A 17714-nucleotide genomic window follows, 5' to 3' on the forward strand; every position below is an offset into this window, starting at 1 on the left:
AACCTTCCGGTGGGGGCAGGCCCGCTCCCACCGGTCACCCTCATCTGACCGATTTGCTATAAGATAACGCCCCTCGAATTCGTGCCCTGCCTTGCCCCCGGAGTTTCTTCAATGACGGCCCCAGCCGACCTTTCGCCTACCCTAGAACTGGCCTGCGACCTGATCCGTCGCCCTTCGGTGACCCCGGTCGATGCCGACTGCCAGAAACAGATGATGCAGCGCCTGGGCGATGCCGGTTTCATGCTGGAACCGATGCGCATCGAAGACGTCGATAACTTCTGGGCCACTCATGGCAGCCAGGAAGGCCCGGTACTGTGCTTTGCCGGTCACACCGACGTGGTGCCCACCGGCCCGGTGCAAGCCTGGCAAAACGATCCGTTCGATGCCCTGATCGACGCCGACGGCATGCTCTGCGGCCGTGGCGCCGCTGACATGAAAGGCAGCCTGGCGGCCATGGTCGTGGCCACCGAGCGCTTTGTCGCCGACTACCCGAACCACCGCGGCAAGGTCGCGTTCCTGATCACCAGCGACGAAGAAGGCCCGGCCCACCACGGCACCAAAGCGGTCATCGAGCGCCTGGCAGCGCGCAAAGAGCGCCTGGACTGGTGCATCGTCGGCGAACCGTCGAGCACCAGCCTGGTCGGTGACGTGGTCAAGAACGGTCGTCGCGGCTCGCTCGGCGCCAAACTGACCGTGCGCGGCATTCAGGGCCATGTGGCCTACCCGCACCTGGCCAAGAACCCGATTCATCTGGCCGCCCCGGCCCTGGCAGAACTGGCCGCCGAGCACTGGGACGAAGGCAACGCGTTCTTCCCGCCTACCAGCTTCCAGATCTCCAACCTCAACTCCGGTACCGGCGCAACCAACGTGGTGCCGGGCGAGCTGACCGCGCTGTTCAACTTCCGCTTCTCCACCGAGTCGACGGTTGAAGGCCTGCAAGCCCGTGTCGCAGCGATCCTCGACAAGCACCAGCTCGACTGGCATGTCGACTGGGCGCTGTCCGGCCTGCCGTTCCTGACCGAGCCGGGCGAGTTGCTCGACGCCGTGGCGGCCAGCATCAAGGCTGTTACCGGCCGCGAAACGCAACCATCGACCAGCGGTGGCACCTCCGATGGCCGCTTCATCGCCACCCTGGGCACCCAGGTGGTCGAACTGGGCCCGGTCAACGCCACCATTCACCAGGTCAATGAACGCATCCTGGCCAGCGACCTCGACGTGCTGACCGAAATCTATTACCAGACCCTGACCCGGTTGCTCGCCTGATGCTCACCTGCCCGCTCTGCAGCGCTGCGCTGAGCCCGGTCGATAACGGTGTGGCCTGCCCGGCCGGACACCGCTTCGACCGCGCCCGCCAGGGCTATCTGAACCTGTTGCCGGTCCAGCACAAGAACAGCCGCGACCCTGGTGACAACCAGGCGATGGTTGAAGCACGCCGTGACTTTCTCAATGCCGGGCACTATGCCCCGGTGGCCCGCCGCCTCGCCGAACTGGCTGCCGAGCGCGCCCCCGCGCGCTGGCTGGACATCGGTTGTGGCGAGGGGTACTACACTGCGCAGATCGCCCAGGCCCTGCCGGCCGCCGATGGCTATGCCCTGGACATCTCGCGCGAGGCCGTCAAACGCGCATGCAAACGCAACCCGGCGCTGACCTGGCTGGTGGCGAGCATGGCGCGGGTGCCGCTGGCCGATGCCAGCTGTCAGTTCCTGGCCAGCGTGTTCAGCCCCCTCGACTGGCAGGAGGCCTTGCGCCTGTTGGCGCCGGGCGGAGGCCTGATGCGTGTCGGCCCCACCAACGAACACCTGATCGAGCTGCGTCATAAACTCTATGATGAAGTGCGCGACTACGCTGACGACAAGCACTTGGCCCTGGTACCTGCTGGTATGCAGCACGCCCACAGCGAAACGCTGAAGTTCAAGCTGAGTCTTGCCGATGGCAAGTCCCGCGCCGACCTGCTGGCCATGACCCCTCATGGCTGGCGCGCCAGCGCGGAAAAACGAGCAGCCGTCATCGAGCAGGCCGAGCCTTTCGAGGTCACGGTATCGATGCGTTACGATTATTTTGTGCGCCAAGACTGAGCACACCCGGAGCCCCCATGCGCCAACCCGATATCGAGATTTACCTCAAAGACGCCGACGTCGATCACAAGCAGATCGCTGCCTGGCTCAGCGAAACCCTGGGCACCTGCAGCGATTGGCAGCAAAAAGGTCAGACCTACAAGTGCATGGCCGGTAACATTCCAGTTACTTGGTTACCGAAGGCTGTAGGCAAATGGAACAGTCTTTACCTGGAAAGCGATCAGACGCCGTGGGCAGATGACATCGCTTGCGCGCGTGCCGCCTTCGCTGCCTTGCAGGTCGAAGTGCGCTGCGCACCGGGAAGCTGGGTCGAAGAAGAAGGTGAAGAAGATGCCGATCGCTGGATCCGCATCAGTGCCGACGGTGAAGAAGAAATCACCTGGCGCACGCAGTAACTTCAGGTTCAACGCTGCAAGCTACAAGTTACAAACCTGGCACGGCCGGCTTGCAGCTTGTAGCCTCAAACATGCGATCTAAAGCGCTTACAGCCCGATTACGTCTTCTGCCTGCAGGCCTTTCTGGCCTTGGGTCAGACTGTATTCAACCTGTTGCCCCTCGATCAACGTGCGATGCCCCTCACCACGAATGGCACGATAGTGAACGAACACATCGGCGCCACCTTCACGCTGAATGAAGCCATAACCTTTGGCGTCATTGAACCACTTAACACTTCCAGTCTCACGAGACGACATCTGAACTACTCCGGGTTTTTATTTTGGAATCGCCTTGTAAGCAGAGGATCACCTGCCTCTGCCGACACAGCTTGAGGATTACTCCTGCAAGCTGCGGACCGAGTATATGTCAGGCTCGAAATAATTTTTATGACCGTCGAGCATTTTGCTGAACTTGCGCAGATACGTCACACTAACCGACTGAGCAAACACTCGAAAAATTTACCCAGAGCACACACTGTATGACCCGTTCTCCCCTGCGCCGCCTGATCTTTGGCGCTCTGCGTCGCCTGTTGTACCTGTGGGTGCGTTCCGAGACTATCAATCAATCCTCCTTCACCCTGAACCTGGATCGTAGCCGTCCGGTGTTCTACGCCCTGCAATCGCCATCGCTGACCGACCTGGCAGTGCTCGACCGCGAATGCACTAAAGCCGGGCTACCCCGCCCGGTCTTGCCCGTAAACGTTGGCTCGCTGCAGGAGCCAGCGGCGTTTTTCTACCTGACCCCGGAACCTGACTGGCTTGGCCGTCAGGACAAGCGCGGTGCGCCACCGACCCTGTCGCGGTTGGTCAGTGCGGTCAGCCAGCATGCCGAGGAAGATGCGCAGATCATTCCGGTCAGCGTGTTCTGGGGCCAGTCACCAGCCAGTGAGTCGAGCCCCTGGAAACTGCTGTTCGCCGACAGTTGGGCGGTGACCGGCCGCCTGCGCCGCTTGCTGACGGTGCTGATTCTGGGACGCAAAACCCGCGTGCAGTTTTCTGCGCCCATTCATATGCGCGAACTGGTCCAGCACAACAAGGGCCACGAACGCACGGTACGCATGGCCCAGCGCATGCTGCGGGTACACTTTCGCAACCTCAAGACTGCCGTTATCGGCCCGGACATTTCGCACCGGCGCAATCTGGTCAAAGGCCTGGTCCACGACCCGCTGGTTCGCCAGGCCATCGCCGACGAGGCCGAACGCGAAAACATCCCGCTGGCCAAGGCTGAGGCCCAGGCCCTGCGTTATGGCAACGAGATCGCCTCGGACTACACCTACACCGCGATCCGTTTCCTTGAAGTGGTACTGAGCTGGTTCTGGAACAAGATCTACGACGGCATCAAGGTCAACCATATCGAGCAGGTGCAAGGCATTGCGCCGGGCCACGAGGTCATTTATGTGCCCTGCCATCGCAGCCACATCGACTACCTGCTGCTCTCTTACCTGCTGTTTCGCAATGGCCTCACACCACCGCATATTGCCGCCGGGATCAACCTGAACATGCCGGTGATCGGCGGCCTGCTGCGTCGTGGCGGGGCGTTTTTCATGCGTCGCACCTTCAAGGGCAACCCCCTGTACACGGCGGTGTTCAACGAATACCTGCACACCCTGTTTACCAAGGGTTTCCCGGTGGAGTACTTCGTCGAAGGTGGCCGTTCGCGTACCGGGCGCATGCTCCAGCCGAAAACCGGCATGCTGGCCATTACCCTGCGCAGCTACCTGCGCTCGTCGCGCACGCCGATCGTCTTTGTACCCGTGTACATCGGCTATGAACGCGTGCTCGAAGGCCGCACCTACCTGGGCGAGCTGCGCGGTGCTAGCAAGAAGAAAGAGTCGATCTTCGACATCTTCAAAGTGGTTGGCGCACTCAAACAGCGCTTCGGCCAGGTGGCAGTGAACTTCGGCGAGCCGATCCGCCTCGGCGCCTTCCTCGACCAGCAACAGCCTGGCTGGCGTGAACAGACGCACGCCCCGCAGTTCCGCCCCGCCTGGCTCAATGAAACCACCTCGCGCCTGGGTGAGAAGGTGGCCCGCCATCTGAATGAAGCGGCAGCGATCAACCCGGTCAATCTGGTGGCCCTGGCGCTGCTCTCCACCAGCCGTCTGGCCCTGGACGAACGCGCCCTGGCGCGGGTTCTGGACCTGTACCTGGCGCTGCTGCGCACAGTGCCCTACTCACCGCACACCACCTTGCCGGACGGTGACGGCCTGGCCTTGATCAGCCACGTCAAAGGCATGGACCTGCTGGCCGAGCAGAGCGATGCGCTGGGCAAGATCCTCTATCTGGACGAGCAAAACGCGGTATTGATGACCTACTACCGCAACAACGTGCTGCACATCTTCGCGCTGCCCGCGTTGTTGGCGAGCTTCTTCCAGAGCAGTTCGCGGATGAGCCGCGAGCTGATCCTGCAATATACCCGGGCGCTGTACCCGTACTTGCAATCGGAGCTGTTCATTCGCTGGGAGCTCGACGAACTCGATGCGGTCATCGATCAATGGCTGGAGGCTTTTGTCGAACAAGGCCTGCTGCGCTACGAGAACGGCGTGTACATGCGCCCGGCACCAAGCTCACGCCAGTTCGTGCTGCTGACCTTGCTGGCGCGCGCCATCACGCAAACCCTGCAGCGCTTCTACATGGCCACGGCACTGCTGCTCAACAGCGGCCAGCACACGCTGAGCGCTGAAGAACTGGAAGACTTGTGCGTGGTCATGGCCCAACGCCTGTCGATTCTGCATGGCCTCAACGCGCCAGAATTTTTCGACAAAACCTTGTTCCGTCATTTCATTCAGACCCAGATCGAGCAGGGCGTACTGCGCCCGGATACCCAAGGCAAGCTTGGCTACCATGAGAAACTCAGCGAACTGGCCGAAGGGGCGGCCAAGCGGGTGCTGTCGGCGGAAGTTCGCCTGTCAATCCGCCAAGTGGCCCTGCATCGCAGTGAAGACGCCAGCGAATCCCCGGCATAAAGGAGTTACCGATGAAAAAACTGTCCCTGATCCTGCTTGGCAGCCTGCTGGCCGCCTGCAGCAGCACGCCTGAGCCTTCCAAGGCCAGCCTCGACGGTGAAGTGTTCTACCTGCAACGCATCGCCCTGCCGCCTGCCGCCACCCTGAGCGTCAGCCTGCAGGACGTTTCGCTGATGGATGCCCCGGCCGTGACCCTGGCCAGCCAGAATGGCCCGATCAAAGGTAACGTGCCACTGCCCTTCCACCTCAGCTACGACCCGGCCCAGGTCAAGCCCGGCCACCGCTACGCCGTTAGCGCGCGCATCGAGCTGGACGGCAAACTGCTGTTCATCAATACCGAACACCACGGTGTGAAACTCGACGGCTCCGACTCGCAACCCGTACGCATCAAGGTTGATGCGGTTCGCTGAATGTCGCTCTGACTCTAGATAAGGAAGCTGCCATGCTCCGCTCTGCTCTTAAATTCACCGGCCTGTGCGCCGGCGTGCTGCTCTCGGCCAACGCACTGGCACTGTCGCTCAGCGACTTGTCGCAAAAAGACGCCTCGGGCGGCCTCAAAGATGCCCTGACCCAAGGCGCCCAGGTGGCGGTCAAGCAACTGGGTACGCCCGGTGGTTTTAGCAACAACCCTGAAGTGCGCATCGAACTGCCGGGCAACCTCGGCAAAGTGGCGAAGAAAATGAAGCAATTCGGCATGGGTGCCGAAGTCGAACAGCTGGAAACCAGCATGAACCAGGCGGCTGAAGCGGCGGTGCCGCAGGCCCAGGCGTTGCTGGTCGAGGCAGTGAAGAAGATGACCGTTGACGATGCCAAAGGCATTCTGGCTGGCGGCAACGACTCGGCCACCCAATACCTGAACAAAACCAGCCGCGAACAGCTGCGCGCCAAGTTCCTGCCGATTGTCAAAAAGGCCACTGATCAGGTTGGCCTGGCCCAGCAATACAACAGCTTCGCCGGGCAAGCGGCAACCTTGGGAGTGCTGGATGCCAAGAATGCCAATGTTGAAGGCTACGTGACCGAGCAGGCGCTCAATGGCCTGTTCGAGATGATTGCCAAGCAGGAAGAAAGCATTCGCCAGAACCCGGCACAAGCCGCTACGGGCTTGGCCAAGAAGGTGTTTGGCGCGCTGTAAGGCATTTCGCAGTGTGGGAGCGGGCTTGCCCCGCGAAGCGATTTGTCGGGTAGATCGCTTCGCGGGGTAAACCCGCTCCTACAGGGGCTTATTCAGGTCTTCTTCACTCTGAACCAGGCGGCATACAGCGCCGGCAGGAACAACAGTGTCAACGCCGTCGCTACAATCAGCCCACCCATGATCGCCACCGCCATCGGCCCGAAGAATACGCTGCGTGACAGCGGGATCATTGCCAGCACCGCCGCCAGTGCGGTCAGTACAATCGGCCTGAAGCGCCGTACCGTCGCCTCGATAATCGCCTGCCAGCGGTCCAGCCCGGCGGCAATGTCCTGTTCGATCTGATCGACCAGAATCACCGAGTTACGCATGATCATCCCCGACAGGGCGATGGTCCCCAGCATGGCGACAAACCCAAACGGCTGGCGGAACACCAGAAGGAACAAGGTCACGCCGATCAGCCCCAGCGGCGCGGTAAGGAACACCATCACCGTGCGCGAAAAGCTGCGCAACTGCAGCATCAGCAGGGTCAATACCACTACAATGAACAACGGCACACCGGCGTTCACCGACTTCTGCCCACGAGCTGAGTCTTCCACGGTGCCACCGACTTCCAGCAAGTAGCCATCAGGCAGCTCGGCACGCACCGGTTCCAGGGTCGGCAGGATCTGTTTGACCAGAGTGACCGGCTGTTCCTTGCCATAGATATCGGCACGCACCGTCACGCTCGGCAGGCGGTTGCGATGCCAGATGATCCCCTCTTCGAAACCGTACTCAAGCGTCGCCACCTGCGACAACGCCACACTGCGGCCATTGTCGGTCGGCACTGCCAGGCTTGGCAGGCCAGCCAGGTCCTTGCGTTCCTGCGCCGTGCCGCGCAGGAGGATTTCGATCAGTTCATTGTCTTCGCGGAACTGGCTGACCGAAGAGCCGGTCAGCGAGCTTTGCAGAAATTTGGCGAGATTTGCCGTGCTGACCCCCAGCGCCCGGGCACGATCCTGATCGATGTTGAGGTACACCACCTTGCTCGGCTCTTCCCAGTCCAGGTGCACGTTGACCACATGCGGGTTCTCGCGCACCTTGGCCGCCACCTTGCGCGCCAGCGCACGGACTTGCTCGATGTGCTCGCCGGTGACGCGGAACTGCACCGGATAGCCCACGGGCGGGCCGTTCTCCAGACGCGTAACCCGCGAACGCAGGTCAGGGAACTGCTCATCCAGGGTACTGATCAGCCAACTGCGCAGGGCTTCACGCTCTTCGATGGTCTTGGCCAGTACCACGAACTGGGCAAAGCTGGCAGCAGGCAATTGCTGGTCCAGCGGCAGATAGAAACGCGGCGAACCGGTGCCGATGTAAGCCACGTAGTTGTCGATACCGGCACGTTCCTTGAGCAACGCTTCGAGGCGTTTGACCTGTTCGGCAGTGTTGTTGAGCGAAGCACCTTCGGCCAGTTTCAGATCGACCATCAGTTCCAGACGCCCGGACGCCGGGAAGAACTGCTGCGGCACGAAACGGAATAACAGGATGCTGCCGATGAACAACGCCAGGGTAGCGACGATCACGGTTTTACGCCGTTCCACGCACCAACCCACTAAACGCCGTACTCGCTGGTAGAACGGCGTGGCGTACGGGTCCGGGCCACCGCTTGTGGTGCCGTGCTTGGCGGCATGCAATTTGGCCAGATCGGGCAGCAGGCGTTCTCCCAAGTACGGCACAAACACCACCGCGGCAATCCACGAAGCCACCAGGGCGATGGTCACCACCTGGAAGATCGAGCGGGTGTACTCACCAGTGCTGGACTGGGCCGTGGCAATCGGCAAAAAGCCTGCGGCGGTAATCAACGTACCGGTGAGCATCGGGAACGCGGTGCTGGTCCAGGCGTAGCTTGCCGCTTTGATACGGTCGAAGCCCTGCTCCATCTTGATCGCCATCATTTCAACGGCAATGATCGCGTCGTCCACCAGCAGCCCCAGGGCCAGCACCAAGGCCCCGAGAGAGATTTTGTGCAGACCGATGCCCAGGTAGTACATGGTGGCGAAGGTCATCGCCAGCACCAGTGGAATGGCCAGCGCCACCACCAGGCCGGTACGCATCCCGAGCGAGAAGAAGCTCACCAGCAACACAATTGCCAACGCCTCGACCAGCACCCGGACAAACTCGCCAACCCCGGTTTTCACCGCCGCCGGCTGATCGGAGACCTTGCGCAGCTCCATACCCGCTGGCAGATTGCTGGCAATGCGGGCGAACTCGGCTTCCAGGGCTTTGCCCAATACCAGAATGTCGCCACCGTCTTTCATCGACACGGCAAGGCCAAGGGCATCCTGGCCCATGAAGCGCATCCGCGGCGCGGGCGGATCGTTGAAGCCGCGGCGCACGTGTGCCACATCACCGATACGGAAGGTGCGGTCGCCGACACGGATCGGGAACTGTTCGATCTGCTCAACTGTGTCAAAGCGACCGCTCACCCGCAGCTGCAAGCGTTCGCTCGGGGTTTCGAAGAAACCGGCGGTAGTGACTGCGTTCTGCTCCTCCAACGCTTGCTGCACAGCGGCCAAAGGCAGGCCCAGCGTAGCCAGCTTGAGGTTGGACAGCTCGATCCAGATCTTTTCGTCCTGCAGCCCGAGCAGCTCGACTTTGCCGACGTCCTTGACCCGCTGCAGCTGAATCTGCACGCGGTCAGCGTAATCCTTGAGCACGGCGTAATCGAAACCTTCGCCGGTCAGCGCATAGATATTGCCGAAGGTGGTGCCGAACTCGTCGTTGAAAAACGGCCCCTGAATGCCGGGCGGCAGGGTGTGGCGGATGTCCGCGACCTTCTTGCGGATCTGGTACCACAACTCGGGAATATCGGCCGAATGCATCGAGTCACGTGCCACGAAAGTGACCTGGGATTCACCGGGGCGCGAGAAGGAAACGATCTTCTCGTACTCACCGGTCTCCATCAGCTTCTTTTCGATACGCTCGGTGACCTGGCGCGATACTTCCTCAGCACTGGCGCCCGGCCAGTTGGTGCGAATCACCATGGCCTTGAAGGTAAAGGGCGGGTCTTCGCTTTGCCCCAGTTTGGTGTACGACAAGGCGCCAACCAGCGCCAACAGAATCATCAGGAACAGCACGATCTGCCGGTTGCGCAAGGCCCAGGCGGAAAGGTTGAAACCCATCGGACTTACTCCTTGGCCGCCAGATTCACCACACGATTGGAACGATCCACCGGACGTACCTGTTGCCCCTCCTGGAGCACATGCACGCCGGCCGCCACTACCCAGTCCGAAGCGTTGAGGCCTTCGAGTACCGGCACACTGTTTTCGCCGTATGCCCCGACCCGCACCGGCACACGTTTGAGGGTGTTGTTGGCCTCTACGCGCCAGACGTAGGTCTGGCCGTTCTCGGCGGTCAGCGCCGACAGCGGCACCGCCAGGGGCACCTGTTCGCCATGCTCGATGTAAACCCGGGCACTTTGGCCGAGTTCTGCCGGGACCTTACCGGCCGTGAAAGCGATGCGCGCCGCGAAGGTGCGCGAACGCGGATCGGCCGAAGGCGACAGTTCGCGGATGCGCCCGTTGAAACGTTGATCCGGTTGCGACCACAGCTCGACCGACACCGGCTGGCCGACCTTGAAGCGCCCGAACTGCTGCTCCGGCAAGCCGATCAATACTTCTCGCTCGCCATCGGCGGCGAGGGTGAACACGGTCTGGCCAGCGGCAACCACTTGCCCGACTTCAACCTGACGCTTGGCGATCACCCCGTTTTGCGAAGCACGCAAGACCGCGTACTCAGCCTGATTGCCGGCCACATCAAACTCGGCACGCACCTGCTTGAGGCGGGCAACGCCAGCGCGGTAGAGGTTTTCCGCATTGTCGTACTGGGAATGGCTGACCATCTGCCGATCGAGCAAGGTTTTGTAGCGATCACGCTCGGCCTTGACCAGGTTCAGGTTGGCTTCGGCGGCCGCCAATTGTGCACGGCTGGCCTCCAACTGCAGGCGCACATCTTGTGGGTCCAGCTCGGCCAGTGGCTGATCGGCCTTGACCCGCTGCCCCTCCTCCACCAGGCGCTTGCTAACCTTGCCGCCAATGCGAAACGCCAGGTCAGGTTCAAAGCGCGCATGCACTTCACCCGGGTAACTGTCGGCGGTGGCACTGGCCGACTGCGGCTGCACCACCATGGCGGGGCGCAGGGAAGTCTGGGGTGCGCTTTCCTGTCCACATGCAGAAAGCAGCAAAGCAAGACCGACAGGCAGAGCGAGGGGCAAGGCATGGCGCAACATGATGAATGACCTTTCGCGAGTGGCGCTTTGAATATTTATACTGGCGAGTATATTAAATCAGCGAACCACAACCGGGAAGCGTGCGCCCAAGAGAAAAAACGTATTAACAGGCTTTTGTTATGACGATATCTGCCTGCTCGTAACGGGTCGGCGATGTACCATGGTCTCTTACCGGAATCTGTATAAGCCCTCATGCCCAACGACCTAACCGCTCCCGTCGGCCCCGGCCGCCCCAAGGACCTGGCCAAACGCCAGGCCATTCTCGAGGCGGCCAAACAGCTGTTTCTTACCCTTGGCTATGCCAACACCAGCATGGATGCGGTCGCGACAGCGGCAGGTGTTTCAAAATTGACGGTCTACAGCCACTTTACCGACAAAGAGACGCTGTTCAGTTCAGCGATCTACGCCACCTGCACCGCGCAGCTGCCGGAGCTGATCTTCGATTTACCCGACGGCGTGCCGCTGGAGCACGTGCTGCTCAATATCGGCTGTGGTTTCCAGGCCCTGATCAGCAGCGACCAGTCAGTACAGTTGACCCGCCTGATCATGACCCTGGGCGCTCAAGACCCCAAACTCAGCCAGATCTTCTTCGAAGCCGGCCCGCTGCGGGTGCTGCGCGAAATGGAGTCGCTGCTGCGGCGCGTCGATCAACTGGGCCTGTTGCGCATCGAGCATCCCGACCAGGCGGCGGAACACTTTTTCTGCCTGCTCAAGGGCGCGCCGAACTATCGCTTGCTGCTCGGCTACGCCCCGGCACTGGACGCCGAGGCGGCCCGCGCCCATGTCACGCAGGTGGTGAGTATGTTTCTACGCGCCTATCGCCCCTGATCAAGCCTTGAGGGCTTTTTTCGGGTAGATGTCGTAGCGGCTCGACTTGCCTTCCAGGCTGTGGCTGGGCTTGGGTCCGTCGATAATCGGCGCCTTGCGCGGGCGCTTGACCACCACCCGGTGGCTGGCCAGCGCCAGTGCCGCTTCGAGCAGCGCCGGCGCGTCGAGGTCATCACCGACCAGCGGGCGGAACACCCGCATCTCCTTTTTCACCAAAGCGCTTTTGTCGCGGTGCGGGAACATCGGGTCAAGGTAGATCACCTGCGGCGGCTCGCCCTGCCAATTGCGCATGCGCTCGATGGCATTGCCGGTGAGCAGGTGCATACGCGCGACAATCGGGCCGACTTCGGCATCCGAGGCGGCGCGGGCCAGGCCGTCTTCCAGCAGCGCGGCAACCAGCGGCTGGCGCTCGATCAAGGTCATCTGGCAGCCCAGGCTGGCCAGCACGAAGGCATCTTTGCCCAGCCCTGCCGTGGCATCGAGCACCTGCGGGCGCACGCCTTGAGCGATGCCCACCGCCTTGGCGATCATCTGCCCGCTACCGCCGCCGAACACCCGCCGGTGCGCTGCCGCGCCTTCGACAAAGTCCACACGTACCGGCCCTGGCGCTTGCGGGCCCAGTTGCTGGATCTGCAGCCCGCTGGCACCCACCTGCACGGCAAACGCTGCGTTGTCGTCCGCAAGCGGCAGGCTCAGGCGCTGCGCCCATGCCTGGGCCGAAGCCTGATAATCGGCTGCCAACGCCTCGACCCGGATACCGCCGTCCGCCAGTTGCTCCACCATCAAATCCTGTACTCAAAAAAATTAAATGATCGTCGGCCACGGCCGATAACGAAGTATTCGCTATTTTGCCAGACCTTCACGGCCCGCGACTGCCATGACCGACATTCTTCAGCTCAGCTCAGGTTACATCTCGACGGTAGGCAACTACGGTCGGCACAACACCCAGGCACTGGGCGGCGTCAGCCACCTGTGGCAGGACTTCTTTGCCCGTGCCCTGGCTGAGCAGCAAGCTGAAGATAGCGACGGTCAATTCACGGCCATCGAGACCGTCGACGAAGTGACTGGCGAACCTGTGGGTGGCAGCCAAGTACTGGCGCATATCAATCGTCAGCGTTTGTGCGATGTGCAAGACACCGAGATCGCCCCACCTGAGCCGTTGTTCCTGCCGATTGCCGAGTTCGAACCGGAACTGCTGGAAAAGCTTGCGCCGCCCTACAGCGATGTCGAATTGATCGAGCAGCAGCGTCAGCTGGACATCAGCAACAGCTGGGTTCGCCCGGTGGTGATGAGCCAGGGCCATCCGCTGCCTGAACCCGGCCCTGGGCCGGCCCCCAAAGCGCTGTTCCTACCAATCGCCGAATTCGAGATGGACCTGCTCGACAACGCCCCGGAGCCGTTCGACGAACCTACCCTGGTGGCCCAACAATCGGCGCTGGACTTCGACACCCGCTGGGCACGCCCGGTGGTGTTGAACAACGTGCGCATCGCAGCCTGAGCCTCATCGGCAGATCTGCCAGAACCCCATGTCCAGATGAAAGTGATTCCGGTGGGCGGCGTTGTAGTCCGGCCCCAACACGGTATTGAAGCTATCGCAGGCACTGGCGTGCACATCCCTTAGAAAGCGCGCCTTGCGCCCCTCCCCCGGCCAGTCCTTGAGCAACTGAATGCGCTGACCATCGGCCAGACGAAACCCGGCGATGTCCAGGGCGTTGGCCGAGGCATGCTGGCTCAGCCGCCCGACCTTGCGGTTGTACATATTGCGACAGGCATAGCTACCCAGATGATCGACCTGCACCACCGGTTGCGCGAACGCGCGTTGCGCCGCCGGTTGCAGCGCATGGCGCTCAAACAGGGCGTAAGCCACCGCCAAGGGGCAACTGGCGACGAAGCTGCTGCTCAGGCGCACCGATGAGCCCTCGACGCGCACCACGTTTTCCAGCGGGCACGGCGCCCCCGCCGGGCTGTCGGCCTGTTTGCGATAGCGCAGCTCCGAGGTTGCCAGGGCTTGCGCACACAGCTGCGGATCGTCGCGCAAGCGCCCCAGTTTGTAGGGCGTCAGCAGGTTCGCGGGATCACGTACATCCAGGGTCGCCCAAGGGTTCCACGCCGCCGGCAGGCGCCAGCCCAATTGCCAGGCCGTCACCACAAACGCCACCAACAGCAGACATAACAGCGCGACGAGCGTCTTGCGCAACGCAGTCAACGCCTGAACAACTGATTGAGCTGGGCAAAAGGCAGCGCCTGATCGGCATAGTCGAAACGACCGTCTGCGCGAATGCCTTCAGCGGCGCGCAGAAACGCGCCATAGGCCGCCCTGGCCAATGACGAACCGACACTGATGCGCTTGACGCCCAGCGCCTGCACATCGGCGAAACTAAGCGCCATGCCACTGACACCCATCAGCAGGTTCACAGGCTTGGGCGCTACCGCCTGCACCACACGGCGGATCTCTTCAGCCGTGCGTAGCCCCGGTGCGTAGAGCACGTCAGCGCCTGCTTCGGCGAAGGCTTGCAGGCGGGCGATGGTGTCGTCCAGGTCTTGCTGGCCGTGCAGCAGATTGTCGGCACGGGCGCAAAGCATGAAGGGGAAATCCAGGCTGCGGGCAGCGGCCACTGCCGCTTCGACTCGCTCGACTGCCAGGTGAAAACCGTAGATCGGCGCCTCGCTGTTACCGCTGGCGTCTTCGATGGAGCCCCCCACCAGCCCGGCTTGCGCAGCCTGCACAATGGCAGCGGCACAGCCTTGGGGGTCATCGCTGAAGCCGTTCTCAAGGTCTGCCGCCACCGGCAACGCGGTCGCATCGACAATGCTGCGGGCGTTCGCCAGGGTTTCGTCGAGCGTCAGCGCGCCTTCGGCATCCGGCCGGCCAAGCGAAAAGGCAAGCCCGGCACTGGTGGTGGCCAGTGCCTCAAAGCCCAGGCTTGCCAACAGTTTGGCCGAGCCGGCATCCCAGGGGTTGGGAATGACAAAAGCGCCCTCGCGTTCATGCAGGGCTTTGAAGGCTTCGGCACGTAAGGTCTGTACATCCATGATCACGGCTCCCGGGCAGGCGGCAGGTCGCGTTCAGAGCAGGCCGAGTTGTTCAGCCTCGGGGGCTCTGTCCAGTTCAGGCAAAGCCGCCAGCCCAGGCAAACGCTCCATCAAGCCTCGATGAAAACGCTGCGCCAATGCTGCGGCCAAGCGGTTATCGGCAGTATGCAGGAAAACATAGGGGCTGCGACCTTCTTCGATCCAGGCCGCTACTTTGTCCAGCCACGGCAACAGAAACGGCTCGTTTGCCTCCAACTGCGGATGGCCAATGAAACGCACTTGCGGATGCTGGCTGAAAGCAGTCGGTCGCGGCGGTACCCGTGGCTTTTTCGACTGGGCATGCACAACACCCGGGTCATCCGAGGTGCAGCTGAACAACGCGCGCGGATCCAGGCAGATGCGTTCGACGCCGCGCCCTTGCAGCAAACGGTTGAGCTGGCGTTCCTCATCGCCTCTGGCGAAGAACGCACGGTTGCGCACTTCCACAGCAATTGGCACGTCGACTTCATTCAGAAAGGCAATCAGCTCAGCGATCCGCGCCGGGCCAAAGGTTGAGGGCAGTTGTAACCAGAACGGTGCCACGCGCGCGCCCAAGGGCTTGAGCAACTCAATGAAGGAGTGCGCCACAGGCAGCTGCTCGCGCAAGTCACCGGCATGGCTGATGTCGCCAGGAAACTTGGCTGTGAAGCGAAAATGCGCGGGCATGGTTTGCGCCCAGCGTTCAACCGTGGCCGGTGCCGGGCGGGCATAAAAGGTGGTGTTGCCTTCTACGGCATTGAATACCTGGCTGTACAGGCCAAGAAACTCGCTGGTCTTGGCGTCAGCCGGATAGAGGTAGTCACGCCAGGCGTTTTCACTCCAGGAGGGACAACCAAGAAAATAGGGAAGCGTGGACAGACTCATCCATCAAATGTACAGGTCCAGCCCCAGCACTTCCATCTCCCAGTCAACGAAACCTGCAGTGGTCAGGTAGCTAGCCAGGGCCTGAGCGGTGCGTTTGTTGCGCGCGCGAGGGAAAATCATGTCCTGCTGGCGTGCTGGCAAACCCGCCGTGCGCGCCTGGCCGCTGCTGGCCTGAGGCTGTACTTCGAACTCGCCCGGCAGATCCTCGTCCACGTCATCGTTACGAACCGGTGCTTTGCGCGGAGCCCGCTTGATGGGGTAGGACTGTGAGGAAAAACCGTCTATGCGCATGGCGATCTTCTCAAGAACAATGATGGCAATTTAGCAGCATCAGAATTCCTTCGCTAATGCCCGAACGATAACTAGACCACAGTTTGGGCCAAAGGTTTTATTTGCACTTGGAATAATAGACGAGTAGGAGCGGGCTTGCCCCGCGATGCGATGTAACTGACAGACCACAATCGCGGGGCAAGCCCGCTCCCACAGGTGGTGCAAGTCAGTTGCTCCCACCGGGTGTTACCGCGCTTTCGGGGTTGCCACGTTATCGCGCAGGTAGACAGGCTGAGCCTGGTCAGCCGCAATCGCCTCGCCCCGCTGCCAGGCAAAGGTCGCCAGGGTCAGCAAGTCTTCGGCATGCGGCAGCAGGCTGGCATCCTGGCCGCTCAGGGCCACTGGAATGCGCTCGGCATAACCCCAACCGGTACCGGCGCCAAACCACTCGCCACTGACGCCTTCCGGCAGAACAGCGCGCTCGGGGGCCAGTACCGCTTCGTTACCCAGCAGGCGCATTTCACCGTCGACCGCCTGATAGCAGCCCCAGTACACCTCATCCATGCGCGCATCGATGGCGGCCGCCACCTGCGTTACACCCTGCTCACGCAAGGCACGCTGGGCCAGCACCGCCAGGTTCGACACCGGCAACACCGGACGCTCCAGGGCGAAAGCCAGGCCTTGCACCACACCGATGGCAATACGTACGCCAGTGAAAGCGCCCGGGCCACGACCGAAGGCAATGGCATCCACGGCAGACAAGGTGGTGCCAGCATCGGCCAGCAGTTGCTGGATCATCGGCAGCAGTTTCTGGGCGTGCAGGCGTGGAATCACCTCGTAATGGCTGGAAACCTTACCGTCGTGCAGCAAGGCAACGGAGCAGGCTTCAGTGGCGGTATCCAGGGCCAGCAAGGTGGTCATCGGGGTATCCAGGCGAATGAAAAAAGAGCGGCATTATAAACAACAACGGCCCGCAAGCGGGCCGTTGTCTGCGTACCAAGCGTCAATCAGCTCAGTGCAGCCAGAACCTTGGCGGTGATGGCTTCAACCGAACCGACGCCTTCAATGTGGCTGTACTTCGGTTTGCCCGCATTAGCAGCCGACAGCTTCTGGTAGAAGTCCACCAGGGGCTTGGTCTGGCTGTGGTAGACCGACAGACGATGACGCACGGTTTCTTCCTTGTCGTCGTCGCGCTGGATCAGGTCTTCGCCAGTGGCGTCGTCCTTGCCTTCGACTTTCGGCGGGTTGTACTGGATGTGGTAGGTGCGGCCCGAGGCCAGGTGCACGCGACGACCCGCCATGCGGCCGACGATTTCTTCGTCGTCCACGGCGATCTCGACCACGGCATCGATATCGACGCCTGCAGCAACCATCGCTTCAGCTTGCGGAATGGTGCGGGGGAAACCATCGAACAGGCAGCCGTTGGCGCAATCTGGCTGAGCGATACGCTCCTTGACCAGGCTGATGATCAGCTCATCGGAAACCAGCTGACCGGCGTCCATGACTTTTTTCAGTTCCAGACCCAGCGGGGTGCCAGCTTTGACCGCGGCACGCAGCATGTCGCCGGTGGAGATCTGTGGAATACCGAACTTTTCGGTGATGAACTTTGCCTGAGTACCTTTACCGGCCCCGGGAGCTCCCAGCAGAATCACGCGCATATTGTGCTCCTCATTTTTGTAAGCAAATCAATGGAGTCGGCGCAGAGGGCCAAGTCCGGAATTTGGGTGATGACTACAAATCAGTCAAAAGGCTGCTCAAGATACACAGCGCCTTCGAGCCACACAAGCGCCCGAAAGTTGGAAAAAACCA

General features: G+C 61.6%; 18 protein-coding genes. 8 read left to right on the forward strand and 10 right to left on the reverse strand.

What is annotated here, in order from left to right; genetic code table 11:
* The first annotated feature begins 111 nt into the window (after positions 1 to 111).
* From dapE to ACVWSC_RS22675, 3 genes are read left to right on the forward strand one after another with little or no spacing between them, the layout of a single operon-like run.
* Positions 112 to 1263, forward strand: a complete 1152-nt coding sequence (gene dapE, locus ACVWSC_RS22665) for a succinyl-diaminopimelate desuccinylase (protein WP_442109281.1) — start codon at positions 112 to 114, stop codon at positions 1261 to 1263.
* Positions 1263 to 2075 carry a putative RNA methyltransferase gene (locus ACVWSC_RS22670; protein WP_442109282.1) on the forward strand — a complete coding sequence of 271 codons (813 nt, stop codon included), beginning with the start codon at positions 1263 to 1265 and terminating at the stop codon, positions 2073 to 2075. The genes dapE and ACVWSC_RS22670 overlap by 1 nt, the downstream gene beginning before the upstream one ends.
* Before the next feature lie 17 nt (positions 2076 to 2092).
* Complete coding sequence (locus ACVWSC_RS22675) at positions 2093 to 2470, forward strand: hypothetical protein (RefSeq protein ID WP_442109283.1); 378 nt, start codon at positions 2093 to 2095, stop codon at positions 2468 to 2470.
* Between the two features lie 87 nt (positions 2471 to 2557).
* On the opposite strand, the gene ACVWSC_RS22680 is transcribed toward ACVWSC_RS22675, so the two are convergent.
* Complete coding sequence (locus ACVWSC_RS22680) at positions 2558 to 2767, reverse strand: cold-shock protein (protein ID WP_028942973.1); 210 nt, start codon at positions 2765 to 2767, stop codon at positions 2558 to 2560.
* A 221-nt stretch (positions 2768 to 2988) separates the two neighbouring features.
* Here ACVWSC_RS22680 and plsB point away from each other — a divergent pair, with 221 nt between their 5' ends.
* Genes plsB through ACVWSC_RS22695 form a run of 3 tightly spaced genes read left to right on the forward strand, consistent with a single transcriptional unit; the run spans position 2989 to position 6607 of the window.
* Positions 2989 to 5475 carry a glycerol-3-phosphate 1-O-acyltransferase PlsB gene (plsB, locus tag ACVWSC_RS22685; RefSeq protein WP_442109284.1) on the forward strand — a complete coding sequence of 829 codons (2487 nt, stop codon included), beginning with the start codon at positions 2989 to 2991 and terminating at the stop codon, positions 5473 to 5475.
* A gap of 11 nt (positions 5476 to 5486) precedes the next feature.
* Complete coding sequence (locus ACVWSC_RS22690) at positions 5487 to 5885, forward strand: YbaY family lipoprotein (RefSeq protein ID WP_442109285.1); 399 nt, start codon at positions 5487 to 5489, stop codon at positions 5883 to 5885.
* Positions 5886 to 5917: 32 nt separating this feature from the next.
* Positions 5918 to 6607 carry a DUF4197 domain-containing protein gene (locus ACVWSC_RS22695; protein WP_442109286.1) on the forward strand — a complete coding sequence of 230 codons (690 nt, stop codon included), beginning with the start codon at positions 5918 to 5920 and terminating at the stop codon, positions 6605 to 6607.
* Between the two features lie 92 nt (positions 6608 to 6699).
* Here ACVWSC_RS22695 and ACVWSC_RS22700 read toward each other — a convergent pair whose 3' ends face one another.
* Both ACVWSC_RS22700 and ACVWSC_RS22705 read right to left on the reverse strand, forming a co-directional pair.
* Positions 6700 to 9765, reverse strand: a complete 3066-nt coding sequence (locus ACVWSC_RS22700) for an efflux RND transporter permease subunit (protein ID WP_442109287.1) — start codon at positions 9763 to 9765, stop codon at positions 6700 to 6702.
* A 5-nt stretch (positions 9766 to 9770) separates the two neighbouring features.
* Complete coding sequence (locus ACVWSC_RS22705) at positions 9771 to 10871, reverse strand: efflux RND transporter periplasmic adaptor subunit (protein WP_442109288.1); 1101 nt, start codon at positions 10869 to 10871, stop codon at positions 9771 to 9773.
* A gap of 192 nt (positions 10872 to 11063) precedes the next feature.
* Between ACVWSC_RS22705 and ACVWSC_RS22710 the strand changes: the two genes are divergently transcribed.
* The gene (locus tag ACVWSC_RS22710) at positions 11064 to 11699 is read left to right on the forward strand and encodes a TetR/AcrR family transcriptional regulator (protein WP_442109289.1); all 636 of its coding nucleotides are present in this window, start codon (positions 11064 to 11066) and stop codon (positions 11697 to 11699) included.
* Here ACVWSC_RS22710 and ACVWSC_RS22715 read toward each other — a convergent pair whose 3' ends face one another.
* Positions 11700 to 12482, reverse strand: a complete 783-nt coding sequence (locus tag ACVWSC_RS22715; protein WP_442109290.1) for a class I SAM-dependent methyltransferase — start codon at positions 12480 to 12482, stop codon at positions 11700 to 11702.
* A gap of 94 nt (positions 12483 to 12576) precedes the next feature.
* Between ACVWSC_RS22715 and ACVWSC_RS22720 the strand changes: the two genes are divergently transcribed.
* Complete coding sequence (locus ACVWSC_RS22720; RefSeq protein WP_442109291.1) at positions 12577 to 13197, forward strand: energy transducer TonB; 621 nt, start codon at positions 12577 to 12579, stop codon at positions 13195 to 13197.
* A gap of 3 nt (positions 13198 to 13200) precedes the next feature.
* On the opposite strand, the gene ACVWSC_RS22725 is transcribed toward ACVWSC_RS22720, so the two are convergent.
* From ACVWSC_RS22725 to adk, 6 genes are all read right to left on the reverse strand, one after another.
* Positions 13201 to 13896: an extensin-like domain-containing protein gene (locus ACVWSC_RS22725; RefSeq protein WP_442109292.1), complete on the reverse strand. Its 696-nt coding sequence runs from the start codon at positions 13894 to 13896 to the stop codon at positions 13201 to 13203.
* A gap of 5 nt (positions 13897 to 13901) precedes the next feature.
* Positions 13902 to 14732, reverse strand: a complete 831-nt coding sequence (locus tag ACVWSC_RS22730) for an isocitrate lyase/PEP mutase family protein (protein WP_442109293.1) — start codon at positions 14730 to 14732, stop codon at positions 13902 to 13904.
* 33 nt (positions 14733 to 14765) lie between these two features.
* Positions 14766 to 15635: a DUF72 domain-containing protein gene (locus ACVWSC_RS22735; protein ID WP_442109294.1), complete on the reverse strand. Its 870-nt coding sequence runs from the start codon at positions 15633 to 15635 to the stop codon at positions 14766 to 14768.
* A gap of 3 nt (positions 15636 to 15638) precedes the next feature.
* Positions 15639 to 15926, reverse strand: coding sequence for a hypothetical protein (locus ACVWSC_RS22740; RefSeq protein WP_133216939.1), 288 nt, complete (start codon positions 15924 to 15926; stop codon positions 15639 to 15641).
* Positions 15927 to 16151: 225 nt separating this feature from the next.
* Positions 16152 to 16826, reverse strand: coding sequence for a tRNA (adenosine(37)-N6)-threonylcarbamoyltransferase complex dimerization subunit type 1 TsaB (tsaB, locus tag ACVWSC_RS22745; protein ID WP_442109295.1), 675 nt, complete (start codon positions 16824 to 16826; stop codon positions 16152 to 16154).
* An 86-nt stretch (positions 16827 to 16912) separates the two neighbouring features.
* Complete coding sequence (adk, locus tag ACVWSC_RS22750) at positions 16913 to 17563, reverse strand: adenylate kinase (RefSeq protein WP_442109296.1); 651 nt, start codon at positions 17561 to 17563, stop codon at positions 16913 to 16915.
* Between the last annotated feature and the right edge of the window lie 151 nt (positions 17564 to 17714).

It is taken from the genome of Pseudomonas sp. NUPR-002, assembly GCF_056322725.1.

Bases quoted from the DNA above. Each gene is read 5' to 3' on its own strand.
- dapE (WP_442109281.1), top strand. From the start codon at position 112: ATGACGGCCCCAGCCGACCTTTCGCCTACCCTAGAACTGGCCTGCGAC.
- ACVWSC_RS22670 (WP_442109282.1), top strand. From the start codon at position 1,263: ATGCTCACCTGCCCGCTCTGCAGCGCTGCGCTGAGCCCGGTCGATAAC.
- ACVWSC_RS22675 (WP_442109283.1), top strand. From the start codon at position 2,093: ATGCGCCAACCCGATATCGAGATTTACCTCAAAGACGCCGACGTCGAT.
- ACVWSC_RS22680 (WP_028942973.1), bottom strand. From the start codon at position 2,767: ATGTCGTCTCGTGAGACTGGAAGTGTTAAGTGGTTCAATGACGCCAAA.
- plsB (WP_442109284.1), top strand. From the start codon at position 2,989: ATGACCCGTTCTCCCCTGCGCCGCCTGATCTTTGGCGCTCTGCGTCGC.
- ACVWSC_RS22690 (WP_442109285.1), top strand. From the start codon at position 5,487: ATGAAAAAACTGTCCCTGATCCTGCTTGGCAGCCTGCTGGCCGCCTGC.
- ACVWSC_RS22695 (WP_442109286.1), top strand. From the start codon at position 5,918: ATGCTCCGCTCTGCTCTTAAATTCACCGGCCTGTGCGCCGGCGTGCTG.
- ACVWSC_RS22700 (WP_442109287.1), bottom strand. From the start codon at position 9,765: ATGGGTTTCAACCTTTCCGCCTGGGCCTTGCGCAACCGGCAGATCGTG.
- ACVWSC_RS22705 (WP_442109288.1), bottom strand. From the start codon at position 10,871: ATGTTGCGCCATGCCTTGCCCCTCGCTCTGCCTGTCGGTCTTGCTTTG.
- ACVWSC_RS22710 (WP_442109289.1), top strand. From the start codon at position 11,064: ATGCCCAACGACCTAACCGCTCCCGTCGGCCCCGGCCGCCCCAAGGAC.
- ACVWSC_RS22715 (WP_442109290.1), bottom strand. From the start codon at position 12,482: ATGGTGGAGCAACTGGCGGACGGCGGTATCCGGGTCGAGGCGTTGGCA.
- ACVWSC_RS22720 (WP_442109291.1), top strand. From the start codon at position 12,577: ATGACCGACATTCTTCAGCTCAGCTCAGGTTACATCTCGACGGTAGGC.
- ACVWSC_RS22730 (WP_442109293.1), bottom strand. From the start codon at position 14,732: ATGGATGTACAGACCTTACGTGCCGAAGCCTTCAAAGCCCTGCATGAA.
- ACVWSC_RS22735 (WP_442109294.1), bottom strand. From the start codon at position 15,635: ATGAGTCTGTCCACGCTTCCCTATTTTCTTGGTTGTCCCTCCTGGAGT.
- ACVWSC_RS22740 (WP_133216939.1), bottom strand. From the start codon at position 15,926: ATGCGCATAGACGGTTTTTCCTCACAGTCCTACCCCATCAAGCGGGCT.
- tsaB (WP_442109295.1), bottom strand. From the start codon at position 16,826: ATGACCACCTTGCTGGCCCTGGATACCGCCACTGAAGCCTGCTCCGTT.
- adk (WP_442109296.1), bottom strand. From the start codon at position 17,563: ATGCGCGTGATTCTGCTGGGAGCTCCCGGGGCCGGTAAAGGTACTCAG.